The sequence below is a fragment of the Calothrix sp. PCC 7507 genome, assembly GCF_000316575.1.
In the GTDB taxonomy this organism is placed as follows: Bacteria; Cyanobacteriota; Cyanobacteriia; order Cyanobacteriales; family Nostocaceae; genus Fortiea.
Genome location: NC_019682.1, coordinates 3,651,066 through 3,676,942, shown reverse-complemented (window position 1 = coordinate 3,676,942; position 25,877 = coordinate 3,651,066). Strand labels below are relative to the sequence as shown.

At 40.7% G+C, this 25,877-nt stretch carries 21 protein-coding genes and 1 pseudogene; 3 read left to right on the top strand and 19 right to left on the bottom strand.

Going from position 1 to position 25,877, the window contains the following annotated elements; all coding sequences use genetic code 11:
• Nucleotides 1-208 precede the first annotated feature (208 nt).
• From CAL7507_RS15570 to CAL7507_RS15485, 19 genes and pseudogenes are all read right to left on the bottom strand, one after another.
• Nucleotides 209-415, bottom strand: a complete 207-nt coding sequence (locus CAL7507_RS15570) for a hypothetical protein (protein ID WP_015129430.1) — start codon at nt 413-415, stop codon at nt 209-211.
• Between the two features lie 7 nt (nt 416-422).
• Nucleotides 423-851: a hypothetical protein gene (locus CAL7507_RS15565; RefSeq protein ID WP_015129429.1), complete on the bottom strand. Its 429-nt coding sequence runs from the start codon at nt 849-851 to the stop codon at nt 423-425.
• A 92-nt stretch (nt 852-943) separates the two neighbouring features.
• Nucleotides 944-3,316: a tail fiber domain-containing protein gene (locus tag CAL7507_RS15560; protein WP_015129428.1), complete on the bottom strand. Its 2,373-nt coding sequence runs from the start codon at nt 3,314-3,316 to the stop codon at nt 944-946.
• Between the two features lie 24 nt (nt 3,317-3,340).
• On the bottom strand, nt 3,341-4,954 hold the full coding sequence (locus CAL7507_RS15555; RefSeq protein ID WP_015129427.1) for a phage tail protein I: 1,614 nt from the start codon (nt 4,952-4,954) through the stop codon (nt 3,341-3,343).
• Entirely contained in the window at nt 4,935-5,879 is a 945-nt protein-coding gene (locus CAL7507_RS15550) for a hypothetical protein (protein ID WP_015129426.1), read from the bottom strand. The genes CAL7507_RS15555 and CAL7507_RS15550 overlap by 20 nt, the downstream gene beginning before the upstream one ends.
• Nucleotides 5,880-5,916: 37 nt before the next feature.
• Nucleotides 5,917-9,417, bottom strand: coding sequence for a baseplate J/gp47 family protein (locus tag CAL7507_RS15545; RefSeq protein WP_015129425.1), 3,501 nt, complete (start codon nt 9,415-9,417; stop codon nt 5,917-5,919).
• A 6-nt stretch (nt 9,418-9,423) separates the two neighbouring features.
• The gene (locus CAL7507_RS15540) at nt 9,424-9,807 is read right to left on the bottom strand and encodes a GPW/gp25 family protein (RefSeq protein WP_015129424.1); all 384 of its coding nucleotides are present in this window, start codon (nt 9,805-9,807) and stop codon (nt 9,424-9,426) included.
• On the bottom strand, nt 9,807-10,517 hold the full coding sequence (locus CAL7507_RS15535) for a phage baseplate assembly protein V (RefSeq protein WP_015129423.1): 711 nt from the start codon (nt 10,515-10,517) through the stop codon (nt 9,807-9,809). The genes CAL7507_RS15540 and CAL7507_RS15535 overlap by 1 nt, the downstream gene beginning before the upstream one ends.
• Nucleotides 10,514-11,578 (bottom strand): phage late control D family protein, encoded by a 1,065-nt coding sequence (locus CAL7507_RS15530; RefSeq protein ID WP_015129422.1) that lies wholly within the window; start codon nt 11,576-11,578, stop codon nt 10,514-10,516. The genes CAL7507_RS15535 and CAL7507_RS15530 overlap by 4 nt, the downstream gene beginning before the upstream one ends.
• A gap of 3 nt (nt 11,579-11,581) precedes the next feature.
• Nucleotides 11,582-12,244 carry a LysM peptidoglycan-binding domain-containing protein gene (locus CAL7507_RS15525; protein ID WP_015129421.1) on the bottom strand — a complete coding sequence of 221 codons (663 nt, stop codon included), beginning with the start codon at nt 12,242-12,244 and terminating at the stop codon, nt 11,582-11,584.
• Nucleotides 12,235-13,740 (bottom strand): hypothetical protein, encoded by a 1,506-nt coding sequence (locus CAL7507_RS15520; RefSeq protein ID WP_015129420.1) that lies wholly within the window; start codon nt 13,738-13,740, stop codon nt 12,235-12,237. The genes CAL7507_RS15525 and CAL7507_RS15520 overlap by 10 nt, the downstream gene beginning before the upstream one ends.
• Before the next feature lie 4 nt (nt 13,741-13,744).
• Nucleotides 13,745-14,227, bottom strand: a complete 483-nt coding sequence (locus CAL7507_RS15515; protein WP_015129419.1) for a phage tail protein — start codon at nt 14,225-14,227, stop codon at nt 13,745-13,747.
• Between the two features lie 37 nt (nt 14,228-14,264).
• Nucleotides 14,265-14,402: pseudogene (locus CAL7507_RS33690) on the bottom strand (DUF6760 family protein); the annotation flags it as partial.
• A gap of 14 nt (nt 14,403-14,416) precedes the next feature.
• Nucleotides 14,417-14,779, bottom strand: a complete 363-nt coding sequence (locus CAL7507_RS15510; RefSeq protein WP_015129418.1) for a hypothetical protein — start codon at nt 14,777-14,779, stop codon at nt 14,417-14,419.
• Between the two features lie 20 nt (nt 14,780-14,799).
• Nucleotides 14,800-15,240 carry a phage tail protein gene (locus CAL7507_RS15505; RefSeq protein ID WP_015129417.1) on the bottom strand — a complete coding sequence of 147 codons (441 nt, stop codon included), beginning with the start codon at nt 15,238-15,240 and terminating at the stop codon, nt 14,800-14,802.
• 70 nt (nt 15,241-15,310) lie between these two features.
• The gene (locus tag CAL7507_RS15500; RefSeq protein WP_015129416.1) at nt 15,311-16,468 is read right to left on the bottom strand and encodes a phage tail sheath subtilisin-like domain-containing protein; all 1,158 of its coding nucleotides are present in this window, start codon (nt 16,466-16,468) and stop codon (nt 15,311-15,313) included.
• A gap of 41 nt (nt 16,469-16,509) precedes the next feature.
• Nucleotides 16,510-17,868 carry a phage tail sheath subtilisin-like domain-containing protein gene (locus CAL7507_RS15495; protein WP_015129415.1) on the bottom strand — a complete coding sequence of 453 codons (1,359 nt, stop codon included), beginning with the start codon at nt 17,866-17,868 and terminating at the stop codon, nt 16,510-16,512.
• A gap of 35 nt (nt 17,869-17,903) precedes the next feature.
• Nucleotides 17,904-18,542, bottom strand: a complete 639-nt coding sequence (locus CAL7507_RS15490; RefSeq protein ID WP_015129414.1) for a carboxypeptidase regulatory-like domain-containing protein — start codon at nt 18,540-18,542, stop codon at nt 17,904-17,906.
• Between the two features lie 81 nt (nt 18,543-18,623).
• Nucleotides 18,624-19,205, bottom strand: coding sequence for a DUF4255 domain-containing protein (locus CAL7507_RS15485; RefSeq protein WP_015129413.1), 582 nt, complete (start codon nt 19,203-19,205; stop codon nt 18,624-18,626).
• A 334-nt stretch (nt 19,206-19,539) separates the two neighbouring features.
• Between CAL7507_RS15485 and CAL7507_RS30860 the strand changes: the two genes are divergently transcribed.
• From CAL7507_RS30860 to CAL7507_RS30145, 3 genes are all read left to right on the top strand, one after another.
• Nucleotides 19,540-20,865: a DUF4157 domain-containing protein gene (locus CAL7507_RS30860; RefSeq protein ID WP_015129412.1), complete on the top strand. Its 1,326-nt coding sequence runs from the start codon at nt 19,540-19,542 to the stop codon at nt 20,863-20,865.
• Between the two features lie 326 nt (nt 20,866-21,191).
• Nucleotides 21,192-22,706, top strand: coding sequence for a DUF4157 domain-containing protein (locus CAL7507_RS30150; RefSeq protein ID WP_015129411.1), 1,515 nt, complete (start codon nt 21,192-21,194; stop codon nt 22,704-22,706).
• Nucleotides 22,707-22,948: 242 nt separating this feature from the next.
• On the top strand, nt 22,949-25,714 hold the full coding sequence (locus tag CAL7507_RS30145) for a DUF4157 domain-containing protein (protein WP_015129410.1): 2,766 nt from the start codon (nt 22,949-22,951) through the stop codon (nt 25,712-25,714).
• Nucleotides 25,715-25,877 lie beyond the last annotated feature (163 nt).

Sequence of the window (25,877 nt, the reverse complement as noted above, 5' to 3'; positions counted from 1 at the left end):
GTTACGCTCCGCTAACAAACCCTACTGGAACGACACAGCTAAAATGTTGCAATAAAATTGTAGGTTGGGTGGAGGCTTTGCGTAACCCAACGCCCTGATCAATGTTGGGTTGCGCTCCGCTTCACCCAACCTACGTCTAACGCACTATTTTAGTCGTGTCGTTCCACTACTTTTGCACTTTATTTAATCCACATTCCTTAGAGGCGCATCAACTTATCTTATAAGCTTCTTGGGTATTGTTTTCCTCTACGCTGACTTTATTTATTTCTTCTTCCAGAATTTGAATTGCTCCACTAATCCGCAGTAAGGTATCGCGGATATTTGCTTGTTTCGTCTCTAACTCTGCCATAACTTTTTGTCCTGATGCAAACTCGGCTTTGAGTTCTGCTAGGCGCTTTTCTAACTGTTCTTTCATGATTTACTTAAGTTCCTTTAACTTTCATATTTAGGGACATAAATGTCCCAGTACCAGAATATTGCGGGGTAGCATCGGGGATGGGACTGGGTGCTGAGGGTTGTTGTGCAGGAACCATCACTTGAAATTTGGCTTTAAATGATGCACCTTTGAGTAATACAGGTTTACCCCCTGATTTGGTCTTTTTAGCTTTTTGGTTGCCAGCCAGGGATTCAATAGTCAGCATTCCCACCCCTGGGATACTACATTTTGGTGTCATGTAAGTGCAGCCAGGGACGATGACTTTTTTCTCGTCGCCATCTACACAGACTAGTTTTTGGTTAATTTTATCTTTGCCTGTGCCAATCAAGTCTCCTGGACGCACGGTGACGATAGCTTGTCCAAAGGTGGGGTTAAACATGGCTTTATCGCCAGTCATGAGAATGAAGTCGGCCATTTTTTATGGGATAGCTATAATTAACCTTTGGGTGCTGTCAAGCGTTGTTTGAGTTGTGGTTTCATTTGTTTAACTTCATTATCTTCTCTGCATTAACTAAAGTCGTTCATCGGGTTTTGAACCTTAATTTTTGCGCTGATATCTCTTTCTAATTTTTTGATAATTTTATAGAGTTCTTGAGTGGCAGAGATATGAAGCATTGATAAGGCATCATAATCAACAACATGAAAGTCATCTACTTCTCGACCATACACAAAGACATCACCAGTGTAGTTAAGGGAAATTTTGAAACTATCTGCTTTGATTGCTTCAACAAGAAATAATTCAGTTTTATGATCATCCCAGAGGATTTTAACTTTATCCCCAATTTTTAAATTATGATTGTTGAATGTAACCCAGTTTTCTGCAATAACGGCAAATTGCAAAATATCGGGAACAGTATCAGCATGGGTTGACACGGCTTGGGGATAAACGGTGGCAATTTGCTGACCAATAACTTTCTTTCTAGGGCTATCACCATGAGCAATTTTATCTTTGTAAGAATAGTCTGTGACTTGAATCTGCAGTAGTGTTTGCAGATCAGCTTGACTATCGCTATTTCCTTTGATTTCTTTAATGCGTAAATCAGAAAAGGCGTTGAACTCTTGTGCGCCGATAAAATTACTTGCGTATAGAGAGTAAGGAGCATTGAATACACCCGTATTATCAAATACACCATCCCGTCTGAGGTAACGATACCCAGAGGGGTTTCCATAAGTTACAGAACCTTCAATATGAAGTTTTCCTCTGGTGGAATTATTAGTTCCAATGGATACATTGCCATTTTTGGCGATCGCTAACTTATTATCACTAACTCCGTCTAATGAAAAAGAAAACGATCCATCCTCACGAACTCCAGCATCCCAGTAAGAACCCGTCTGTATTCCTCCACTACGTCCATAACGAATTGAAGCTCTGCTATCTCTCCAAGTAATATGGGGATTAGACAACATGATGCCTGATGCTCCACCGGCTCCAATTGTCACATATTGAGTAGCTCCATCTCCCCATTCAGTTGTCGTATTTACAACCAATTTATTCCATGCACCCGCACCACCAGGAATGTTAATTGTCAAACTTCCATTGATTGTTAAACTTCCCGCAAAAGAAGAAGTTCCTGTTCCTTTGACTGCTAACCCACCATCTGCACCTGTGGTTAACAACATTCTTTCGATATTTTGAGTATCTCGCCAAGAATGATTGCCATTTGCTGTATAGAATAATGTACTGTTGTTAACACCAAGCCCATATCCAGTGTAAAGTTGTAATTTCGGATTGTTTGTTACGTCTACATCTGTAAAAACAATTTGTTGATTACCGGTGAGATTAAGCTTGCCATTTTGAATGGTTAAACTACTTTTAGAAATAACTTGACCAGTCCCTTTAGCCTTTAAGTTTAAGTCTTGATCAACATTGCTTCCTGTAGCATAGATTGTGTTGAAACCAAAGCCTATTCCTTGAGTTCCGTTAGTATGTCGAAATTCGATCCCATCGCTATCAGCACCAAAATCACCTGTGACATATAAACCTTTAACAGCAGTCGGATGATTACCTGTGCGAGTGGTTGATGTGATATCTAACTTAGCAACTGGATTATTTGTACCAATTCCTACCCCACCAGCAGTTATTAAGGCAATATGATCTTGTGGATCATTGGATGTACCGATTTCTAAAGTCGTTTGTTCTTTTAGTCCTAAATCAGTCGAGTTAGGGTTGCGTGAGTAATAGCGAATCCATGCAGCATCACCACCACCACCACCAGGATCTTTGGGGAACATAATCCCATTGTTCTCACTGTTTCCTGCACTAGGTTGTATTTTCCCCTGAATGGTTAAATCTGCATCAAGCTTTAAACTACCGCTCAAAACTGCTAAGTTGGGACTGGCATATCCCCCAGAACGGAGAGTTAAGGCTTTACTATTGGAATTGGGTAAAGATAAACCTGAATATTCCCGAACGGTATTATCAACATTAATAATACTTTCAGAAATTGTGAGTTTTGCCAACTTCACACTATTTTCAGGGGTTGTACCAAATCCTACGATGGGATTCTCGATCCAACGGGTGTAGCTATCAGGGATATCTGTTTGCTGTTGAGTTTTAGGATTTTGAGCAGAAGAATATTGGATATATAGTTCACCATTTGCCAGATTTTTGAAATCAGAAAATTGTATATCTATTTTGACAACAATTAGTTCTCCCTTGCTATTTATAGCCGAGCCGGATTTAATCAAAACGGCTTTTTTATCAGCGATAACTTCCAGTCCTTCCAGAATTCCTGAAATATGCAGACTCTGATTATGATAGCTTTGGCGATCGCTCAAATATTTATGTTGAAGCTCAAAGTCATCTTCTAACAGAAATTGTCCGGGAAAATAGTTAGGACGTTCGTTAGCAAAGTTAGTGAAATCAGTAGTTTTAGGCATTATTTTTCTCCTGGTTTTTTCTTCTTATTTTTTGCTCAATGATTGAGTAGTAGTGCCGAGAATTGTATTTCCTCCACTCTCTTCTACCTTCCCAGCCTTACGGCAGATTTGTAAAATATTATAGGGAGGAACATCTGCTAAATTGAAGTCCCGTTCTAATAATTTATAAGCAGATGAACGTTGATTAATCGTTAAATATGCTTGGACAATTACTTTACCAGCAACCTTAACATTGTTGAGATTTTTGATTGTCACTTCTAATTTATCTATAGTTTGGGTAAATTGCTGATAATAGAGGGTGCGTTTGATTATAATTTTATTATTTTCTATGGTAGTTTCTGGCGTTAATAAATGATATTCAGAAACATCGTCTTGCAGGCGGACTGTAATTTTGTTAAGCAAGTCGTCTGGTTTGATTGGGTTAGGTTCCGTTATCTCAACGATCGCCTCAAGTTCTATTTTTTCCAGAATCGCAATTATCTTAGGTTTTAATTCTTGAATTTTGGGTGGTTCAAACAGTCGAAAACTATAAGGTTTAGTCCATATAGATTCTGTAATCTTCATCTCTGATTGGTTTGGTTGAATAGCTTTTTTCACAATTGTATTTCCTCCAATAATTTCTCCTGCCTTGTTTTTAAGACAAATTTTGAGGACTGGTGATAAATTTATAGCTTGCTCTAGCACTGTATTATTATATTCCTTGTCATTAATGTAAAAATAAATTTTTATTGTCAAATTTCCCACCAAAATCTTATCATTACGATTTGACAAAGTGACATTTAAACCCGACAAATTATCCTGCAAATGCTGATAATTCAAACTTTGTCTCACAGAAAAAGATTGATTGTTTACAGTGATTGTCTGTGAAGAGGGTGTAATAGATTTTGAGTTTCCTTGAAATTGAACAAGTAATTGTTTTGCTAACTGATTAATTTGACTACTATTAATGTCATTGGGAGTAATTGTGGCTTCTATGGCGAATTTTTGATTCTGGATCGGTGCAAATAATTTGAAAATAAGAGGATCAAGAACCTGCGATCGCTTAGTTAGCTGCATCGTCGGCACAAGAATTTTTAGGGTATAAAATGTATGTGCTGGTTTTTCTCGATCGATAATTGCTTTAGCAATTTTAGCCTGTCGCCAATACTTATCAGGATCGCGGTCTGTTAAAGTTAGTTGAACTTGAAAATAATTAGGAAAATTATCAAATTGATCAAAGATATCAACCGTTTTCCCAAATCCTGATTTTTCTAGATAAAGACTCAAAATTTTTCTTAATCCTTCTTTGGTTCCTCGCAAGCGATATAGCTGAACAATTTGTTGAATAAATTCTCTTTTAACTTCTACTTTCCAATCATCTCGCAAACTCAAAGCTACCCAACCTGCCAACCAAGGCAAAAAGTCCTCTGGTGTTTCTTGCGGATTGAAATAGATATGAATATTATCAATTATTGCTTCCAATCCTGGTGAACTTTGAGACTCGGCTGTAATAATTTTATCTATGTTAGGGGTTTCTTTTAAACCACTGAGAATCTTTTCAAATGCCAGCAATAACTGACCGATAAAGGCATCTTGTTGTAGAATTACCGGCAGGTATTGTTGATAGCTACTAATCGATTCAGATTCTTTTGAGTTCATTGCCAACTTCTACTAATATTGTAAATTTACTATTTGTAATATTGATACTAGCTAACTGATTAGCTGCTAAATGAATTTCAGGTTGTACGACTTTATTTTTATCTTTAATTAGCAGACTTTCAACATAATCTACACCTGCCAAGTCATCTAATAACTTATATAATTCGGATAAATAAATACTTCTACCAAACGGCCATCCTTTACCCTGCCAATATTTACCAGATTGCAGGGGTGCAAAAAACATCTCGACTTCTGTTTTGATCTGTTCTTTGACAACTTCTGCTTGTGCGCCATCTTCCAGAACTATTTCTGCTTCTAAGCTTACAGGTACATACTCAGGTTCTACGATATGCAGGCGAGTAGTTAAAAGTCGTCGATCATCGAGAAAATTCAATAAATTTTGATAGATGTTCTCTCCTTTCTTGACTTGATTATTGCTTTTAGGGATAACTACTAAACTAATATGTGATTTAGCAAAAGTCTTTGCATCTAAACTAGCTAAATTGCGTTGTGCTAAACATTTAACTCTGGCAATTTTTAAGCCATCAAACTCTTTTGCTTGATTCCAATCAACCAGTACCAATTTTTCAAAGTCTTCTGGGGTAATGGCGCGATAAATCTTGCGTAATTCCAATAAAGTCTGCTGAATTTCTAATTGCAAACCTTTTTGTCTGTCTTCGATTGGTAAATTCCACTGCTCTCCTTTAAGTAAACTCACAAAACTAGCATAATTCTCATCAGGAATTTGATTCACCCGATAAAGAGTCATTTCTGTTAACCATGCCAACAATTCAATCAGAATAATTCCTGTATCTGTGGGATTATGATCTGTCCATTCCGGATATTCAATAGGAATTTGGGAAATTGCTTCCTCTACTATGTTTGCATAAGTGCGATCGTCGAGATTAGGTAAAGGTAAAGTCATGTTTTGTCCTAGACATTTAAAATTAGCAATTTAAAATTTATTGAAGATTAACGGTGTGATTACCAGAATAAATTAAAGTATCAGCACTAAGAGATAAGTTTGTTTCTGCTACAGATAACTGTACCTGTAGTGAATTCACATGATCTACTCCTGGAATCGATTGAATAATGGCATAAAAATCGGATTCTTGGGGGTAGCGGCCAAATTGCCACCCCTCCCCTTTACCTCCAGTTAGGGGATGAAGAAAGGCTTCTAAGCGTTGTTTGACAGTGTTTTTAACTATATCTGCGTCTTCTAGAGTGATAGGGGTTATTGTCGTGGTGACGCTGACTTTTTGCCATGTTGGCGCTGTAACTACTAAATCTATGCTTGCTTCACAGCGGGAACGGATGTATGTTTCGACTAACTCTAGCAACGCTAAACTAGGGATGGGTTGGCGATCGCTACTATGGGGTAAAATAATCAACTTAACTTGCCCTGCGCGGCGGTTAATTGCCTGCATCATGGTTGCAAAGTTATTTCTTTCGCTGTCATTGCTGAATCCCTGCAATTTTTGATCGAGACCATCTTGAAATGACACATCTGCTTTCGTCGGATCGAGCCACACTCTTTCATTCAATGGACTAAAATTAGCTGTGAGCAAATCTGGTGAAACGACTTTGACTCTGGCGACATCTGTGGAAGCTTCATAAGCCAAGTCTGCAAAATCTTCAATAGTGACAGCGCGATCGCGGTGACGTAGTTGCTTGGGTATGCGTTCTTTGAGACGATCTAAAGTTTCCTGTTGTGCGCCACCTGCTGCGGCTTCCAGGTTAATTACCCGATCGATGTAGGGAATGGTAGTTTTTAGTTCGCTAATGGTTTCTGAGGCGACATTGCCCTTTGTACCTCCACCAGTACGATAAAAGGACAGTCGTATATTATTGCGTCCTCTGGGGGGAATCATCCCGGCTTGTCCATTGCCAAAGCGGATTTCGCCTGTTTGTCGATCTAAAGTATAATGGCGATCGCTCGCACCAGAAGCATAAAAGTCTGGTACTTCCTGCCAAAGTACCCAAACTTCTTCAATTTCTCCTAAATCATCTTGAATTACATTGATTCTTTGAGATTCTAATTGGGTGGGAATTTGTCCCTCTTGAACTTCCAACTTTTGTCCGATTAAAATCGGGGCATTATTGGCAATAAAAACCTGATTGGGATCGTAGTTACTTGAACCTAAAACTTCGTCGCTAATACTAATTGCTTGCACTGCCCAAATGGTATTAGTTGAAAAGCGACGCAAGCGAGGTTTAACACGAATATTACCTCCTTGCCAACGAACTCGTAACCAATATAATTGTTTACCAAAAGTTTCTCTCTCGCTGAAATCTACGGGAGCAATAAATTGAATTAAACCTCGTTGAGTAAATCCCTGAGTTTCATCCTGCACCCCCAATGATTGCCAACCTAAAGGACTCGAATATTCCCAAACCAAGCGATTTAAATTGGTAGATTGTGGTGGTATTGGTTCGGAGTTGGCAGCTTCAGCAGATAATTCATCTGGTAATGGTGGTTCAACCTGTGCATAAAGAGTCACCGTTTTATTTTCAAAGGACTTATCAAATCCTAGATAGAGTGTTGCTTCCCGATCAATAGTAGGGGTGAAGGGTCGAAAATAGCGATTAATAGTAATATTTTTAGTATAACTTTTGGTGATTTTTGCAGTAAGAATAACTTGATTTATAGCAGAATTAATCGTTTCTATTTGATAGGTTTCGCTGTTAATTGTTAAGAACTCACCAATGGTTAATCCTTGCACTGCATCTAAAATCAGCGATTTATCCCCAATAGCAGCATCTTGTTTTAACTTGGTCGTAAAACTTACTGGATAGGAATATCTAAAATCATTATTAGCACAATAGATAGCTTTTTCTGTAATAGTGAATTCATAGCTTAATTTTAATGACTTAATCACAGGTGGATCGTAAGTTTGCGGAATTGTTTCCGTGATAATTGACTTACGCATAATCCGAGTGCCGATGGCTAAATTTAAATTTTCATTCAAAATTCCCGTCTTTAGCGTCAGCTTATTATCCGTTGTACTGATTCCTGTAATTTGATTTTCTTCGGGAAATCCACCAGTCAGCGGCAACAGACGAACTTTATCATTCTTCTCAAATAAATCCACAGTATCAACGGCAATTTCTGTTGCAGATTTTATTGCTGCTATTCTCAGAGCCGCCAAGTCATTATAGATAGGATATGTGCGATTATATGCGGCTTTCCCATAATTACCTTCAGTAATCCGAGCGCGAATCCAATAACGAGTTTCTCCATTCACCGTGCTAGGAGATGGTATATTTTGTTGAGTAGGAAATTGTAATTTGGCTTGAATAGAATTTCCTTCGGTAAACTGAATGACTTTTGTCGTCCATAAATTTAGTGGATCATTTTTATCGGCTATTTCTTGCCATATTTGACCGTTACCAATTTCCCAGATAATTTTTAACTTATTTATATTTACAGGTTTATAGCTTAAGTTGATATCAATAGTAATAGTAGTATTTGGTTTAATAAATTCATCGTGTAGCGCAATATAAAATGTATCATTAATTTCTGGTTGTTCTCCAAAGGGATAAAAGTCTTTGGTGAGGTCTAAAGGAGTAGCATTAAATAAGCAAACTTCAGGAATTAAATTAGATTGTGTAACTTTTATTTGTCCTTGAAGATTTGTAATTTGAGGTAAATTTGAGGATATATTAGTTAGCTTGACTTGCAACCATTTTGCTGGTTTTCCTTGAATTTCAGAAACAGTAGGAATAGCTAGCTTTGCAAAATTAAAAGTAATAGTAGATTGATCATTTATCGGATTTCTGCCGGAAGTTTGCGCTAGCCATTGATCCCCATCCCAAGAATACACATTAAGCGGTAATTTTTGGAGTTCATTAGCATTATCAGTAGTAACAATCAGCTGGAAGTTTTTTAACTCTGGGAGGTTAAAAATTTCGGGACAAGTGAGATAAAGAGAATGGGGAATAGAGCGATCGCCTACAAAAGCGAAGAAAGCCTCATCTGTTTCTCCTGTGGCGGCTAAAGTGCGATCGCTATATTTATCCTGACTTGGTTCCCGCAGGAATACTGCTTGTAATTGCGTTGTTGTCACAATCAGTTCCCGCGTGGTTTCAAACACGATTTCCTCGTCCGAATCCTCGCTGGGTGGTGCAGCAATTTGCGTATGAGCCGGAACTACCCCATCTACGGGACTTCCTGCTGCTAAATAAAAGGTTAAGGGAACCTTCGCTGGCTGGGGTGGTTTGAGTTGTCCCCCAAGCAAATCCAGGAAAGCCAGGAAATTTTTCTCAGGGACTTGGTTGAGGCGATCGCTTACCAACTTTACCATGCGACCAAAAATGCGAATTAATGCCCCTCCTGCATCTTTTTTACCATCAAGGGAAGGTTTCCAGTCGGTAGATTGTTTTACTAAAGTCTCAGTTTGTTCAACAATCTTCTCATAAGTGCGTTGATCAATTTTGGGAGGTTTGGGAGTAAAAGAAGCCATAACAAATTACTGCAAATAGAAAGGATATACTAAATTAAAAATATTATTCGTTGTCCGGACTTGATAATTTACTTGAATTAAAATTACATTTGGTTCGTTTGGATCAGAAATTGTATCCACATCTAAAACATCAATGCGAGGTTCCCATTCAATTAATGCATCCCGCACATCACTAACAATTTGTCCGATGGTTCCTAAACTATTAGAAGCAAACACCTTTTCGTGAATATCACAGCCAAAATCAGGACGCATCACCCGCTCTCCTTTAGCGGTGCTAAGAATCATCTGAATCGACTGACGCACACTATCTTCATAAAATGCCACCTTGATTTGACCTTGTTCAAGTGCAACAGGTAAAGTCCATCCTACGCCTAAAAAATCAATTTCCATTACATCACCTCCAATGCACCATCATTTACTTTCACCCCAGCGGAACATTTAATGCCTAAACCAGATTTGGCTTCTAGTTCATATTTAGCCTTAGCTTTAATGCTACAATTTGCACCTGCTTCTAATTTATAATTTTGTTGAGTTTTTATTGAGAGATTTTTACATTCAATTGAGATATCATCATTACTACTTTTTAAAATAATTTTTCCTTTAGTTTCAATAGTTAAATCTTTTTCAACTTTAATATTCATCGTGTTTTCTTTGGAATTAATCACAATTTGATTTTTGCCAGTTTTATCTTGAATAATAATTTTCTCTTCTCCGTCAGTATCATCTAAGACAATCATGTGACCACTGCGAGATTTAATCATTCGTTGATTATTTTTACCGTCATCATTTTTCACAGGCGGTTTATCTTTCCCATTCCACAAAGTACCTAAAATGTAGGGAAAAGCCATATCACCTTGTTCAAAAGCAACTAAAACTTCGTCATCAACTTCTGGTAAAAAATAAATACCCCGATTATTTCCTGCCATTAAGCTGACAACCCTTGCCCAATAACTTTCCTCTTCTCCAGAAAGCCAAGGAAATTTGACTTTAATTCGTCCCAATCCCTCTGGGTCTTTATTATTAGTAACTATGCCAACTGAGACACCATAAAAATGATGATTTTGCTGATTATTAGACATCAAAAATTCTAATCCGTTCATGTGGCGTTCCTCCTCACATTAAATGAAGTTTTATATCCCTGACTGCGTGAATATAAATGTTCTACACTACTGAGATAATAAAGACCGCTAAACCTTTTACCAAGTCCAGCGATTTCAATCACTTTCCCAGCGCGTAACTTGGTATTGCCTTGACAACTTCCTTCGCCAGTAATGTAAGCGATCGCCCTATCTTGAAATTGTCCTAATGCCATTTGATCGGCTTCGGCTTTACTCGATACAGGTTGACTGACAATCGTATGATTTGATTCACCAAAAGCTCTTTTGACTGCTTTAGCACCAGAAGTAGACCCTCCCATCGTTCCGCCTTCTTTCCCTGCTGCCGCCTTACTTATAACCTCTTTCTTGTCTTTGGGAATCCACCCTCGCACCTCTAACTGTTGTATCTGATTCATAGTGCTTAATCGGGGGGAGAATTCTTGTAAATCTGCTCCATAAGTTAAAGTTAAAATTTTAGCCTTAGTATTATCATGAGGACGAAAATAAAGAGTTTTATTATCTACTACAACTTCATAACCAATGCGTCCAGCACGCTCTTGTAAAAACTCCCAATCTGTTTGATTATGCTGCAAAATATATTCTATTTTTACTTTACTATCGGTGACTTTTGGTGTTAGTCCCCTAGTTCTAGCCACTTGACTGACAATCTCACTATCCTTCATTTTCAGGAAAGATTTTGTGTGGCGACCTCGCAACAAACGATGGCGTAAATCATGACCACGCACTACTAATATTGGTGTTGCATCCTGGGTATATTCTGGTTCTAATCCCGTAATTTCTCCCACCATCACAGTTTTCAGGTCTTGTTCATATCCCATCTGAATTTCTACTTCATTACCAACATCAAATATTTTGTCATCTACCCATGTTATTTGTTGTTTTACTAAGTCCCAACTAATTAATTGCAACTCAAACATACTAGGAGCTTCCAAATCCTCAGATACTAAAACCGATATCAAATCAGTTTCTATGTCTGGAGCCAGAGATTTACCTTGAATCAAAATTTTGAGATTAGGATTTAGTAAGGAAGCGTCATTTGGCATGATTTATCCCCTTTGAGTCAGGCTATTAATCCGTAAAGGAGGAATCGTCAAAACCATTCCTGGATTTAACTGACGAGGATTATTCAAGTTATTCTCCGCAGCAATTATCCGCCACAGAGCAGGATCACCATATTCTTCAGTTGCAATAGTACTTAAGGTTTCTCCTCGTTTTACGATTCTCACAGGATCGTCAATGGGATTAGCAATTTTTGCTTTTTTTCTTGGTTCTTTCCACTCTTTAAATGTGCAGCTTAACGTTGCTCTTACAGGTGTACCATCTTCTAAAAAATGAGTCAGTTTTTTAGTGATAGTTTCTAAAAAACCATCAGGTAATAACACACTATCTTTACCAGAGATAGTTCCCCAAATTAGTTGACATCGAGGGGGACGTTTGGGATTTTTGCCAATTCGAGGCTGAGTTAAACTAAAAATTTTGCGAGTGTAATTTTGGACATTTTCAGGTGGAAATCCCATCAGCGTGGTGTCAAAGAACAAATCAAGGCTGAGTTGAGCTAATTCTTGAGACGCAACTGGCCCGTATTTTTCCATTTTCCAGCCAGTTTTGACGATTTGCACTTGATTAGGATTAAAAAGAACTTTGAATTTATCAGCAAAGTCTCCAGGGTTACTTTTTTCTGCTTTAATAGTTAATTTTTCTAGCGCCATTGATTTTTACCTCTGCGTTCACTTTCAATTACTAACCGTCGCATAAGTTTGCGTTCAACTTGACTAGCTATGCTATCCACATCAATATTTGCTTGAGTTATGTTTGGAGAAACTGAGGTTTCTGTAGGTGATATAGGATGAACGAAAGTTTTAGGAGGTGATGAAGAATCTGTCTTGAATTGACTCTGTTGTGATAGGTATGATTGCTGACTAATACTCTTTGATGATGGGGTAGTTTTAGCTAGAGGTAAAGGCGAAGATTGCGGCTTTAAGGAAGGATTATTTGCAGAGGTTATAGACACAAGAGGAAGGGGAGAAATATTTTTATTGTGATTGCTTTGATTAATTTGTAAGTTATCAATATTAACAGGTTGTGTGTTGAGAATAGATGCAGGTTGATTTTGAGATGTTTTATTTTCGGTTAAATTAGGTTGAGCAGTAACGATGATAAGATTTTTTGATAATATATGAGATGCTAATTTTTTGTGTTGAATTGATCTGATGGTTTTTGAATAAGTATCTGGTTGTGTTTGTTTTGGGAAACCTAAAGTATGCAAATGATTGACAACAGGTAGAGATGAGGATGATATAGAAGAATTTTGCTGTTTGGCTTGAATAATGGGAAGTGGCTGTTCAGAAATGCTTATTGATTCTTGTATTAACGGCATTTTCACCCCATCCACATAAGATGATGATGCTGGGGAGTCAGCCAATTTAGGTTGTAAAGGCATGTCTCCAGTTTTTGGCAAGTTTTCCGCAATAGCTTGTGGCGACACTACTGGAATGGCGGATGAAGATATCGCTGTGTGGTTGATTGGCGCGATCGCATCCACATAAGATGATGATGCTGGGGAGTCAGCCAATTTAGCTTGTAAAGGCATGTCTCCAGTTTTTGGCTTGTCCGCAATAGCTTGTGGCGACACTACTGGAATGTCGGATGAAGATATCGCTGTGTGGTTGATTGGCGCGATCGCATCCACATAAGATGATGCTGGGGAGTCTATCAACTTAGCTTGTAAAAGCATGTCTCCGGTTTTTGACTCTTCCGTAATTGTTTGTGGCGACACTACCGGAATGGTGAATGAAGATTCCGAAAAATTAGAGCTTGATAAATCTGTTATGTTGCCAACAGGTGTATTATTAACTTTTTTAACTGGTAACGATTGAGCAGAATCTGCTTTTCTTTGAATAATGTTAACTGCAGGCTGATCATGAGACACAGTTGGCTGAAAATTCTCTATTCCCTGTTCTTTTGCTAATGAGACGGGTTGTGCATAAACAATCTTGGGAGACTCTGATGATAAGGTATTAGTATTGCCCCAACGTTGCATTTGTTGATTTAGAAGAGGCAAGCGATTTAAAAAGCGATCGCAACGATTAATTATTCTTTCACCCATCCCCATATCCATCATTCCCGGTTGACGTAATGGACGAGTCAGCCGATTTACTAATTTATCATCGAGGGAATCTTGCCAATTAGATAAAGAATTTTCCATTATTCTATAACTTAGAAATTCCTTGATGCACTAGTTCAATGCGTTCTACTGCGATTTCGTCGCTACTAGCTTTAAATTGGGGGCCTTCCCACTTCACAGGATACGCTTTTTTAAACGTCCACCACATTACCGGAATTTGCTGACTATTAAGCAAGATAATTGTACCATTCAACTGCTGGATTAACCCTTGGCTAGTTGCTTTATACCAGATATAAAACAAATCAATATTGATTAATCCCCGGCTTAAAACTAAGTTGGGATAAGTGGTATGTTTGGGAAATTTATGAATGTAGCTATTTAAGCCTCCTTCTTCGTAAGATTCCAAATTAATTTCACTACTAAAACCGCTAACTTCGCTAAAACCACCAACAATAACTCCGCCAATTTCCACGGCAAAGTTATAAGCCATGTAGGGATCGTGTCCCAGTAAACTAGCCGCTGAACCTGCGGCTAAAGCTGCATTAAGTGCAATAAGTTTGGGATGCATTTCACTGTTTACTGTTTACTGTTCACTGTTAACTGATTTATTCGTTAAGTCGTTGATTAATTTGTGCTACTTGTGCTACCCATTGCTGACGTTCTCGGTGTTCCATTGTCATGATTTGTTCGTAAGACCAATGAAAATGATAAGCCAGGTAAGCTACCTCCTCTAGTAGTCGTTCTGGGGGGTAGCAAACTACTCCCCCAAGGGAATGGTTTCCACTTCAAACTCGCCCTCACAATGAGGACAAGCTACACGAAGACGACTATGACCATTTTGGTTAATTCTTTGATAAAAATCTTGTAAATAAACTAAATCTCCTGAAAATAATCCCTCAATTATTTTGGTATTAATTTGCTCTAAAGTTCCTAGTTTAACTATCGTTCTTGCTAAGAGAATAATCACCAAATAACCAGGATTTTTCTGCACTCTGGGATCTCGCATTGGGGCAATTTCATCATAGGCTGTTGCCAAGCGCATGATGCCTTCATTGTGAGTGTTCCCTTCTGAGTCGAGATATCCTTGAGGCAAGATAAAAGGAAATTCAGTTTGCTGCATGATTTTGCTCAAAGGAAATATTAACCAACAGTAATACCTTCATGTACTAGTTCTAGAGTTTCTATGGCAATTTCATCAGAAGTAGCATTAAAACCTGGAGCATTCCAAACGGTAGGCCAGCTATTTTCTAGATTCCACCGGATTTTTTCTTGTCCTTTGTCATCGGCTAAAATAATCGAAAGGTTGCGTCTATCCGTCTCGCCATTTTGTAATTTTTTGTGCCATTCCCACAGTTCTTGATTGTCAGTGACACCGCGTTTTAAGGTGATGTTGCCATAACTATTAAGACCAGGAATTTGACGTTGGCTTAAGGCTTTATCTGTTCCTTCTCGATAAGTTCCCGCCTTCCGAGTCGCTGTTAAACCATTACATTCGCGGAACCCAGCATGAACGATACCATCCCACTCAACCCAGAAATTATAGCCACTGTAGGGGTCATGGGGGTTAGAAATTGTTGGCATAAGATTAACTCCTTCATAAAAACAGTTATCAGTTATCAGTTATCAGTTATCAAATTTACTGTTTACTGATTTAGGTGAGTGTGATTCCGCTACTACTTTGAACCAGTAGAAGTTGGATAAATTCCCCTGGAATGGTGGGGGCTAAACCCACTTTTGCTATTACCTGTCCCATTTCTCGGTTTTCAGGGGGGTTAGTTTGGGCATCGCATTTGACATAAAATGCATCTTCGGGGACGGCACCTTGAAGAGCGCCTTGTTGCCACAGTGATTCACAATAAACGCTTAATTCCCTTTGCAGTCGCACCCATAAAGGGAAGGCGTTGGGTTCAAATACTGTGTCGGCTAAGTTGCGATTCGCCCAGCGTCCAAAGGTGATAAATAAGCGACGCACGTTAACATATTGCCATTCTGGGATGGGACTGAGGGTACGGACTCCCCAAACTCGCATTCCTCGCCCTTGCAAGCTACGGATAATATTGACTCCGGCTCCGGGGTTCGGATTCAGCTGTTGTTGTTCTGTGGGTGTTAGGGAAAAACTGAGATCGAGTACTCCTTCTAGTCGAATATTAGCAGGTGCTACATGTACTCCGATTGTGCGATCGCAACTTGCATATATCCCAGCAATATGGCCACAGGGGGGAATGTCTTTGGGACGATTTTCTACTCTTAGCCAAGGTGCATATAATGCGCCATTGCGGCTTGTAAGTCCTCTGCGTTGCTCATCTAGTTTGTTTAAATCAGCAATATTCACAGCATCTAGAATGGCAAAGCGATCGCCCATGCGCTCACAATGTTCTAAAATGGCTTGCTGCATCTGCATAATTTCCCCATCGGCACCAAGCATGATATCGGGTACACAGACCAAATCGATATTTTCTAAGACTTCGCTTGTCTCTAAGCCTTTTTGGAGAGTATTAAGATTAAGGCTATTGCCTGCTAAACCTATCACATAACAAAGACGACCTCCATTTTCAAAAAATCCTTTGATTGCATCTCCCAAATATCCCTTTATTTGCTCAAAATATTGCTGAAAATCAGTGGCTAAGGTGAGCTTTTTTGGTTCGCTTGCTAGGGTGAGCTTTTTTGTTGGCGTTTCTCCTGGTTTTGGTTTTAGCGATGCTAAACCAAAGAACACCGGCACACCTGTCAATAACTCAGATTCTGGTGTGGGAACGATAGAGGTTAAAGAAACACCTGGGATTTTGGGAATTTTTAGCTCAGTCACCATTTGTAGTCAGGGTATTAGGGAGAATTACTATTGCAAGTTGCCTATTTGCCCGAATCAGCCCATTGACTGAGACGGAAAACCACGAATTCTGCAGGTTGAACCACAGCTAGGCCAATTTCTGTGACAACTTGACCAAGTTCCCGAATTTCTGGGGGGTTGGTTTCGGCATCGCATTTCACATAAAAAGCTTCTTGGGGGGTTGTGCCAAATAACGCACCCTTGCGCCACTCTACCACCAAAAAGGCACTGATATTACGGCGGATTTTTGCCCAGAGTTCCGGGGTATTGGGTTCAAAAACTGTCCATTGAGTTCCTTTATCAATGGAGTCTCGCAGATAACTAAAGTGACGACGAATGTTGACGTATTTGAATTCTGTGTTGGCATTTCCGCCCAAGGTACGCGCACCCCAAACACGGATATTGCCGTTTAACAAGCGAATGACGTTAATCCCATCAGGATTGAGTCCATCTTGTTTGGCTTTGCTGAGGTTATATTTTAAATCCAATGCTCCCAAAATAGTTTCATTGGCAGGGGCTTTGTGTACTCCCCTTTGGGCGTCAACTCGTGCATAAACTCCTGCGATATGGCCGCTGGGAGGCACAAAAATATTACTACCACTTGCGGGATCGAAAACTTGAATCCAGGGAAAATACAAGGCGGCATAGGTAGAGTTGAAGGGTTTGAGCTTTTTCACGTCTTCAGTTTTGCTCAAATCAATGGTTTCTTCGCTATCTAAAACAGCAATGCGATCGCCTAGTTTTTCCGCATGATCTTTGATATCGTCCCTCAGGGCTAAGTTTCCTGGCGCTGCAACGATGGTAATCTCATCAATAGCTTCAAACGCATCCAAAACGCCAGCAACTTTGCTTTCCCCAGTTATCCAGGTGACATAACTACGTGTGCCACCATTTCTGAAAAAGCCATAAACGGCATGAGCTAAAGTACTTTGTCCTTGATTATCAGTAGCAGGTAAAAAATCACCAAAGAATTTCTTAAATTCACTAAAGTTAGTGATTAATTTAATTTCCCCCGCTGGGACTGATTGTTGTTGATAGTAATCAACGGTAATTTCTCCAGATTTAGGTGCTGTCGTAAATACAACTTGCGATTTTTTAGTACTATCATCATTTGTCAGAGAAACACCAATTGTTTGCTCTTGTTTATCCACATAGACTTTAAATCCACTAGTCACAACTGGATAGTTGCTCAGGTCAAAATTGGTTTTATTGCCATCCCCAGTGCCGATTTTCTCTACTGCTACTTTGTTAATGTTATAGGTTGACTTATCAGTTGTAATCGTCCCAATAAAAGCAGCAATACTGGTTCCCACTCCGGCAATTGGGGCAGAACTAGAAGCTATTTCTTCGACGTAAACACCTGGAGAGAGATAGGTTGGCATTTGATTTACTCCTTAGATATGTAACAAATTAATGTTTATTTATGTTTCAGAGAAAAATTTGAAAAGGCAATTACTTCTCCTTTCTTAATCACGAGTGACTGGGAAACTTGTTGATAGCCAGTCGCAGAGACAATCAGGTTGATGGTGCGTGGCACTGATGCTGAAGATTCTAACCCGATTAAGCGATAATTACCTTGGCGATCGCTAATGGTATTCTCTCGACTATCTTCTATCTGTATTTTGGCATTGACAACTGGTTTTTTGAGATCATCTGCATCGGTAATTGTCCCTTTAATTCCCGTAGGTACAAGCACAATATCTATCATCTTCGTGGGAATTTTACCATTAACAGTAGCAGATACTTTCACTGTTTTTCTGACTTTATTATATTGAGTTCCACTTCCAGGTAAAGATGTTTCTAAAACATATTCCCCTACAGGTAAATTGATCCAGTAAAAATGACCATCACTAGCGGTAATTTTCCGGTCAGGGCGATCGCTCATTTTTTCCCATTGTGAACCGTATTGCAAGGCTTTTAGGGATAAAATAGCTTTGAATCTACCTGGCATTTCCACGATTTCCACGATCGCACCAGCAATGACTTTTTCCGTTTCTCCTTCTAGAACTTTACCGGCGATCGCTATTTGTTGATTAACTATAGATAGTTCCAGCATCTCTACTCCTAAATCATCAGTTACTTGTACTGAGCGTAGTCGAAGTATCAGTTATCAGTTATCAGTTATCAGTTATCAAGTTCACTGTTTACTGTTCACTCCCACTAGTCCTGATACTTCTCCTGCTTCATCAACGGGAACAGAGATAGTCACAGTACAATGCAATACGACTTTCGGTCTAGTTCCTTCCTTCCCCCCCATTGCTTGCCAAAATTCCCCAAAACTCTGTAAGTTACTAGGACGTAAACTAATTAATCTCAAAGGCACTTCTTGTCCTTCAAAGTTATCTGCAAGAAAGGTTTCTGGTAATTTGCGATAACGCAGTAACACCTTCATTACTTCTCCTAAAAGTTGGTGTTCTGTCTTGATATCATCCTCATTTTGCGGCCAAACCGTAATCAAATATGAACAATCTACCCTAGCAGGAGGACGTTTTCTAATTGCTTTCCCATTGCTTTGACGTTCCACTGACCATGTACTACTGCGTAACTCTAAATTCTCCTGCACATCATACAGAAAGAAATTAATCGCTGGCTTTTTTTTAATTGCTCCTTGATAGGGCGTATCAAAACTGATAAAAACCTCTGTGTCTCCGGAAGGAACATCAGGAGGAAGTTCTCGTTTCAATAGCAATTCTAAAGTGGTGTCTAGAGCATCGAACATAATCTAAAAACTCTTTGTTTGATCAAGTATTACAACTTGAAAGCTGATTAGAGAGACATACCTGCCAGAGCAAAAAGCTACAAAGTCAGTTTAGTATCCAAATCGACACTAAGTATATAAAGTCTTGTAAATAATTGTTGTAACTATTGTGATAAGTATAAAAACTGTAATCTAGGCAAAATGTTTAAAACCCTATTAATTCAACTTATATATTTTTTAGTTACGGTAAAAATTAGACTGGGGTTTTCATCAGTGTGGTAAAAAGACTATGTGACAATTTATATTTAAGCACCGTTTTTCATGCAAATCCTTAAGCTGATGTAGGAGATCGTCCATGTACCGAAAGCAAATAGCTCAAAAAGCTTCACCCTCGCTACAGTCAACATCAAAAAGTCAAGATATTGCACCTAGTCCGAGTTATGGGTCATTGTCTTCAGTAGTGCAGAGAGTGCAACAAGACCCAAATAGCGTCAGTGAAGATGAGAGACAGCAACTAGAAAGTGCGATCGGTACAAGGTCAACACGAGAGATTTTAGCAGGGAAACAAACCCCGTGGGTTCCGGAATTTCAGGGGATATCGGCGCAGCTTGGCGCACCAATCCAGGCGAAAAGCATGGATGATGTTGGGATATCCCAAGCGCAGCCAGAAAACAAAACTGGATTACCAGATAACCTCAAAGCTGGGATAGAAAATCTCTCTGGGATGGCGATGGATGATGTGAGTGTTCACTACAATTCCTCTAAACCATCAGAGTTACAGGCGTTAGCCTACACCCAAGGGACGGAGATTCATGTCGCGCCGGGACAAGAAAAGCATTTACCCCATGAAGCATGGCACGTTGTCCAGCAAAAGCAGGGAAGGGTAAAGCCGATGATACAGGTGAAGGGTGTGGGAATTAATGATGATGAGGGTTTGGAGAGAGAAGCGGATGTGATGGGAAGCAATGCTATCCAAAAAGATATAACAAAGCTCCAGGAGCACAAGAGTGTTGGGGTTCAGAAACCAAGTTATACAATTAGACATTCCTCGATTTTACAAAAGGTTACTTCTGATTCAGAAGTGATTCAATGTGCCAAAGTTTATAAAAAATGGGTGTTAGGGCTTCCCCATTGGGAAGTTGTGTTCCAGAGTAAGGATATCGAATCTGGTAACCCATGTCTATGGCAAGTTGGATTTGCCAACCCGACAGCGATTAAGGATACCTCTGGCTCTGTCGGTACAAAATCAGGCAGTCCGATTGGATATGGAGGAGAAGGAGAAGTGCATTGGACGAAGTTAAACCCAGGTAAGGAGGTTAAAGGTGGTTATCAATTTATCTTAGAAGACAGCAGTCAAGGCGCGTGTGATAGCCAGTTGGAGTCGGCTCTTCCCAAAGATGGAACAAGGGAAAAGTACCGATTAACGAGTAATAATTGCCAACATTTTATAGTTAACGCATGGAAAGATGCCGAACTTAGCCCTGACTTAGAGTCATACTTAACTATGTCAAAGAATACTGGAGACTATGTCAATAGTGGTTTGTTGGGTGGATTAGTTGGTGCAACAGGTGCAGTCTTAATAGGTGGGGCAACTGTATTAAGTCTCCCAACTTTGGCTGTGGGTGCTATGGGTGCAGGCGCAGCTATGGGTGCGCTCAAATATTTATCGAAAACAGACTAACTGGCTAGAGGTCTTGGCGTTGCTGAATATGAAGATGAAAATTAAAAATTCAATCTCTCAAACTCTTATTCTCCGCGCCTCTGCGTCTCTGCGTGAGACAAAAATCATCCCACTAATCAGCAACGCCGAGGTCTTTAATAAATCGTCGCTTTCAAATAAGCAAAATGGCAGATTGCTGGCTCATTTGTATAATTTACGTATTCATGAGAGCGTAGGCGTAGCCAGTCGTAGACATCGCTGTTCAGCAACAGCCAATGGCAATATCGGGTAATGTATTCAGACAAAGTTTTTTATTCAAATCCCTAGCCAGATATAAGAGATCACCCATGTACCGCAAGCAAATATCTCAAAAAGCTTCGCCCTCACAACAGTCAACGCCAAAAAGTCAGGATATTGCACCCAGTCGAACTTATGGGTCATTATCTGCAGTGGTGCAGAGAGTGCAACAAGACCCAAATAGCATGAGTGAGGATGAGGGACAGCAGTTAGAAAGTGCGATCGGTACAAGGTCAATGCGAAAGATTTTAGCAGGGAAGCAAACGCCGTGGGTGCCGGAATTTCAGGGGATATCTCAGCAGCTTGGCGCACCAATACAAGCGAAAAGAATGGATGATGTTGGTATATCCCAAGCGCAGCCAGAACACAAAACTGGATTACCAGATCATCTCAAAACTGGGATAGAAAATCTTTCTGGGATGGTGATGGATGATGTGAGTGTTCATTACAATTCTTCTAAACCATCACAGTTGCAAGCGTTAGCCTACACCCAAGGGACAGATATTCATGTCGCACCGGGACAAGAAAAGCATTTACCCCATGAAGCATGGCACGTTGTCCAGCAAAAACAGGGACGGGTGAAGCCGACGATGCAGTTGAAGGATGGGATACCAGTCAATGATGACCAGCAGATGGAGCGTGAAGCCGACGTGATGGGAGCGAGGGCGGCTTCACAGCAGGTGCAACAACCCCCCGGACACCAGTATGATAGTTCGGTGCAAATGTGCGTAGTCCAGAGAGTGAAATTGAATGCCCAACTAACGAAGAAACTGAAAGAATGGGTGACTGAGGCTTGGGGAGGGGACACGGATGGCCTCAAAGAAGTAATCGATTGGTTCGCGAAGGCGACTATCAGCCAAGAGGATGTCAAAAAGATTATTGACACACATACCTTAGATGATTGGTGGGAATGGGCACAAGGCGTAGACCCAAAAGATGTAGATCCCGAAGATGCGCGGAAAGGAAGTTCGACAAAGGGGAAGGCGGCGGACGTTGACCCACTGGCCAAAGTCCGAAAAGAACTGAGAGGACGCAAGCTCAAACCTGAAGATTTTACGGAATCTGAATTGCAAGCTATCGATGCGGGAAAAGCCCAAGGATGGGATGCTGCTATCCAATCTGTGAACCAGCAACGTATCGAGCGGCAGGAGAATGCGCGCCTGCGTGCCGAGCGGATCACTAAATACGCCCCCGCAAAGGCCGCTGGCGACCTTGTCTTTCCGATGGGCACTCTTGTCCGTCAAGTCTGGGATTATTCCTATGCTGTGGCGGTGTCGGGCAATGCGGGTCCCAATGACACCCTCTCAGGCCTATTCACGGATGTTGAAATCCTTGCCGCAGTTGCCCTATGGAACCATCGTGGCAACATAGTCCCGCTCGCCCCTCCGGCGGCGGAAGCGGTGACCAATTTCCATGTGCCCGATGGGGGAACGGGCATCTTCATACAAGACAAGTCCACTCGACTAGTAAATCCAGACCCCAACCGAGGCCGCCAGGCCGACTTCATCTGCCATTGGGGCGCTGTAACCATAAACGTCCATGTGGACGCCACGCCACAGCACTAATGAACATGGGCGTACATGTATTGAGAGCAGTGCAAAACTAACAGTAATAGTAGTAGTAGAGTGCGTTGAGGATCTTAACCAACTAGAACAACTATTAGCAGCTGATACCGAAGATTTAGTTTAGAGCGATCGCCAGATTTTGGGAAGAGCGATCGCCTAATATCATTTTCAGATGAACACTTAGATGAAGTGCGATCATAAAAATACCAATTATTCCTAGCTGGATGTAGGAGATGATCTAAATGTACCGAAAGCAAATAGCTCAAAAAGCTTCACCCTCTCTACAGTCAACACCAAAAAGTCAAGATATATTACCCAGTCGGAGTTATGGGTCATTGTCTGCAGTGGTGCAGAGAGTGCAACAAGACCCAAATAGCGTCAGTGAAGATGAGAGACAGCAACTAGAAAGTGCGATCGGTACAAGGTCAACACGAGAGATTTTAGCAGGGAAACAAACCCCGTGGGTGCCGGAATTTCAGGGTATATCTCAGCAACTTTGGGGAAATTCAGAGCCAGTGGTTGCACCAATTCAGGCGAAGCTGATCATAGGCGGAGTGGGGGATAAGTATGAGCAAGAAGCGGATCGGGTAGCTAAGGATGTGGTGCAGCAAATTCACGCACCACAAACAAATGCACTGCAAAGGAAAGATTCAGCGCAAATACAATCTGATACCTTACAACGTCAGCAAACAGAAGATGAAGAATTGCAACGAAAACCTCTGCTAGAAATAGTGCAGCGTCAAGAAGCGGCTGAGGGTTTGGACACTGCTATTAATAGTGCTAGGGGCAGTGGACAGCCTTTGGAGCCAAGTCTGCAACAGTCAATGGAACAGGCGATGAGAGCGGATTTTAGTGGGGTACGGGTGCATACAAATACTCAAGCTGATCAATTAAATCGGTCAATTCAGGCTAAGGCTTTTACGATAGGGCGGGATATTTTCTTTCGACAAGGTGCTTATGAGCCTGGGAGCCGGGGGGGGCAAGAATTGATTGCTCATGAGTTGACTCATGTGCAGCAGCAGGGGGGCGGTGAGGTTCGAGATCACATCAAGCCTCAGATAATCCAACGATATTTTCAACTGCCGGCTTTCGACGCCACACAGCCTACTGTTCCTGGGTACACTGCCGCTGTCGGTGCTGAATTTCCCTCACAAGAATATGTTGAAGGACAAGCAAGACGGACAAACAAGGTCGTATCTTCCACGGGTTTAGATGTTTACAAGGAAGTTGCGGATGTCAACAATCAATTTCAGCCCCAGTTGGGACCTCATCCCCAAATCAGTCTCAACGCATTTTCGTTAAATGTTTCTGAATCTGGAGCAATGGCAATTGAAAACACAACTGCTCAGGCGCGAGCTTTTTATGCAGATGCGACAACACTCACTCAAAGCAATCAGAAATTAAAAGATTTGGCCAGTCCTGTCAAACTGGTTGCTAGTGGCGGAACGATCCAGGTGCCCACCGATCCCAATCCAGCACACCACGATCTCACCCCTAAAACATTGGATCAGGTGACTGCCGACTCTCAGATTCCCATAGATCATCCCAGCGAAGGAGCGACAAAAGCACTATTAACTGCCACCTCAACTTCAGAGTGCAACCAAGTCATCAAAATGATCTTGGGTGCAGCTCAATCAGCCCGAAAAGTGGTGCTAGGTAGAGCTGTTGACAGTAGCGAAACGCAGGTGGAAGGTCGTGAAGGCTCAGAGCCAATCTACGAAATCGCCAACTTTGTCGGAACTACCAACATCGGTAGTAACAATGTAGGGAATTTAGCAACGGCAACTCAGACTCGAGTGCCTTATGCACAAAAGTCAAACGTTGAAATTAACTACAATGCAGTTGCAGCAACGAATACAGCGTTAGGAATTAATGAACAGGCTTTACCGGATGTGGGTGAAGGCTATGTAATTCGCTCTTTAGCAGGTGTGACGCGACCAGGTGGAGTGAGTTATGCAACACCGCACGACGCAAATCCTGTAACTGCAGATGCCAATGATGAATACTACGATGCTTTACAAATGCTGCAAACTGCCGGTGGTAATCTCAATACCATTATTCAAAACATGGCGACAAATCAGGAACGGGCAAACAGAGCCATGCATCTGAAAGTTTTCTGGGGTGAACATTACGCTGGAGTCATTGCCAAAGACGGTGGCGACACCATGACCTATGAAAACTACAACCGCGCTCCTCAGTGGAAATGGCCTATCAATGAAGCATTTAATAATCTTTATTTGAACGTTCAGGAGTTTCGGCAGTACATCCGTGGTTTGAATCAGATACTAAAAGAACGTAATTATTCCAAACAAAAACAGTTGATCGATGATTTTGCTACTCATGTGCATAACACAAGCATGGTCTTAACGGTTGGACAACAACAGATGGTTGATAGCGCTGTTAACACAGTAAAAGGATACATTGAGGGAAGCTCCGATTTTGCGAAAGACATGATGTATTTCCAGATGTATGGACAGCAACTTGGGCAATCTTTCCATGAGAAGTTCACAACCTCACCAGAGCCACTAGCAGCAACCGCAAATGCTATGACTCTGCGAGTGCAAACAAACCTGAATCAACATCGTCAAGCTCAAAAGAACCAGATAAATCCCAAAATTGCGGCAATCCACAAGGCATTAACCATTGTGACACCAGATGCTACTCTGAATGCAACCCTCAAGCGATTGCAAAATCAATTTGGGGAAGATACTGCTCAAATATTCCTTGATCTTGCAGGTGCCACCACGGTTAGAGAAGTTGAGATAGCTGTTATTAGCTTGTCAGACATTAACAAGGGCATTTGGAACGAGCTTGACTTGGAATTAACTCGTATAGACCCGAATGCCACCTTACCTGTAGACAAATCTCAGGCTGCTCAATATATCCAAGGACTCATTAACAACTATCACATTGGTAGAGGTCTGTGGGGTCGTTCAGAGCGGAAAGACTATAAACAAACCTTACGATCGCTGCTGCAGATTATTCAGCAACTTCCAATTTTGGTTTGATAATCAAGTGTATTAGATATTGCTTTGAGAACTAGAAAGAATGCGATTTGATTGGGATAATCAAAAAAGTGAACTTCTGAAGCAAAATAGAGGATACTCCTTGGAAGAAGTCGCTAATATCTTGGCTGGCGACTATGTAGAATAAATAAAATGGCCAAAGAAC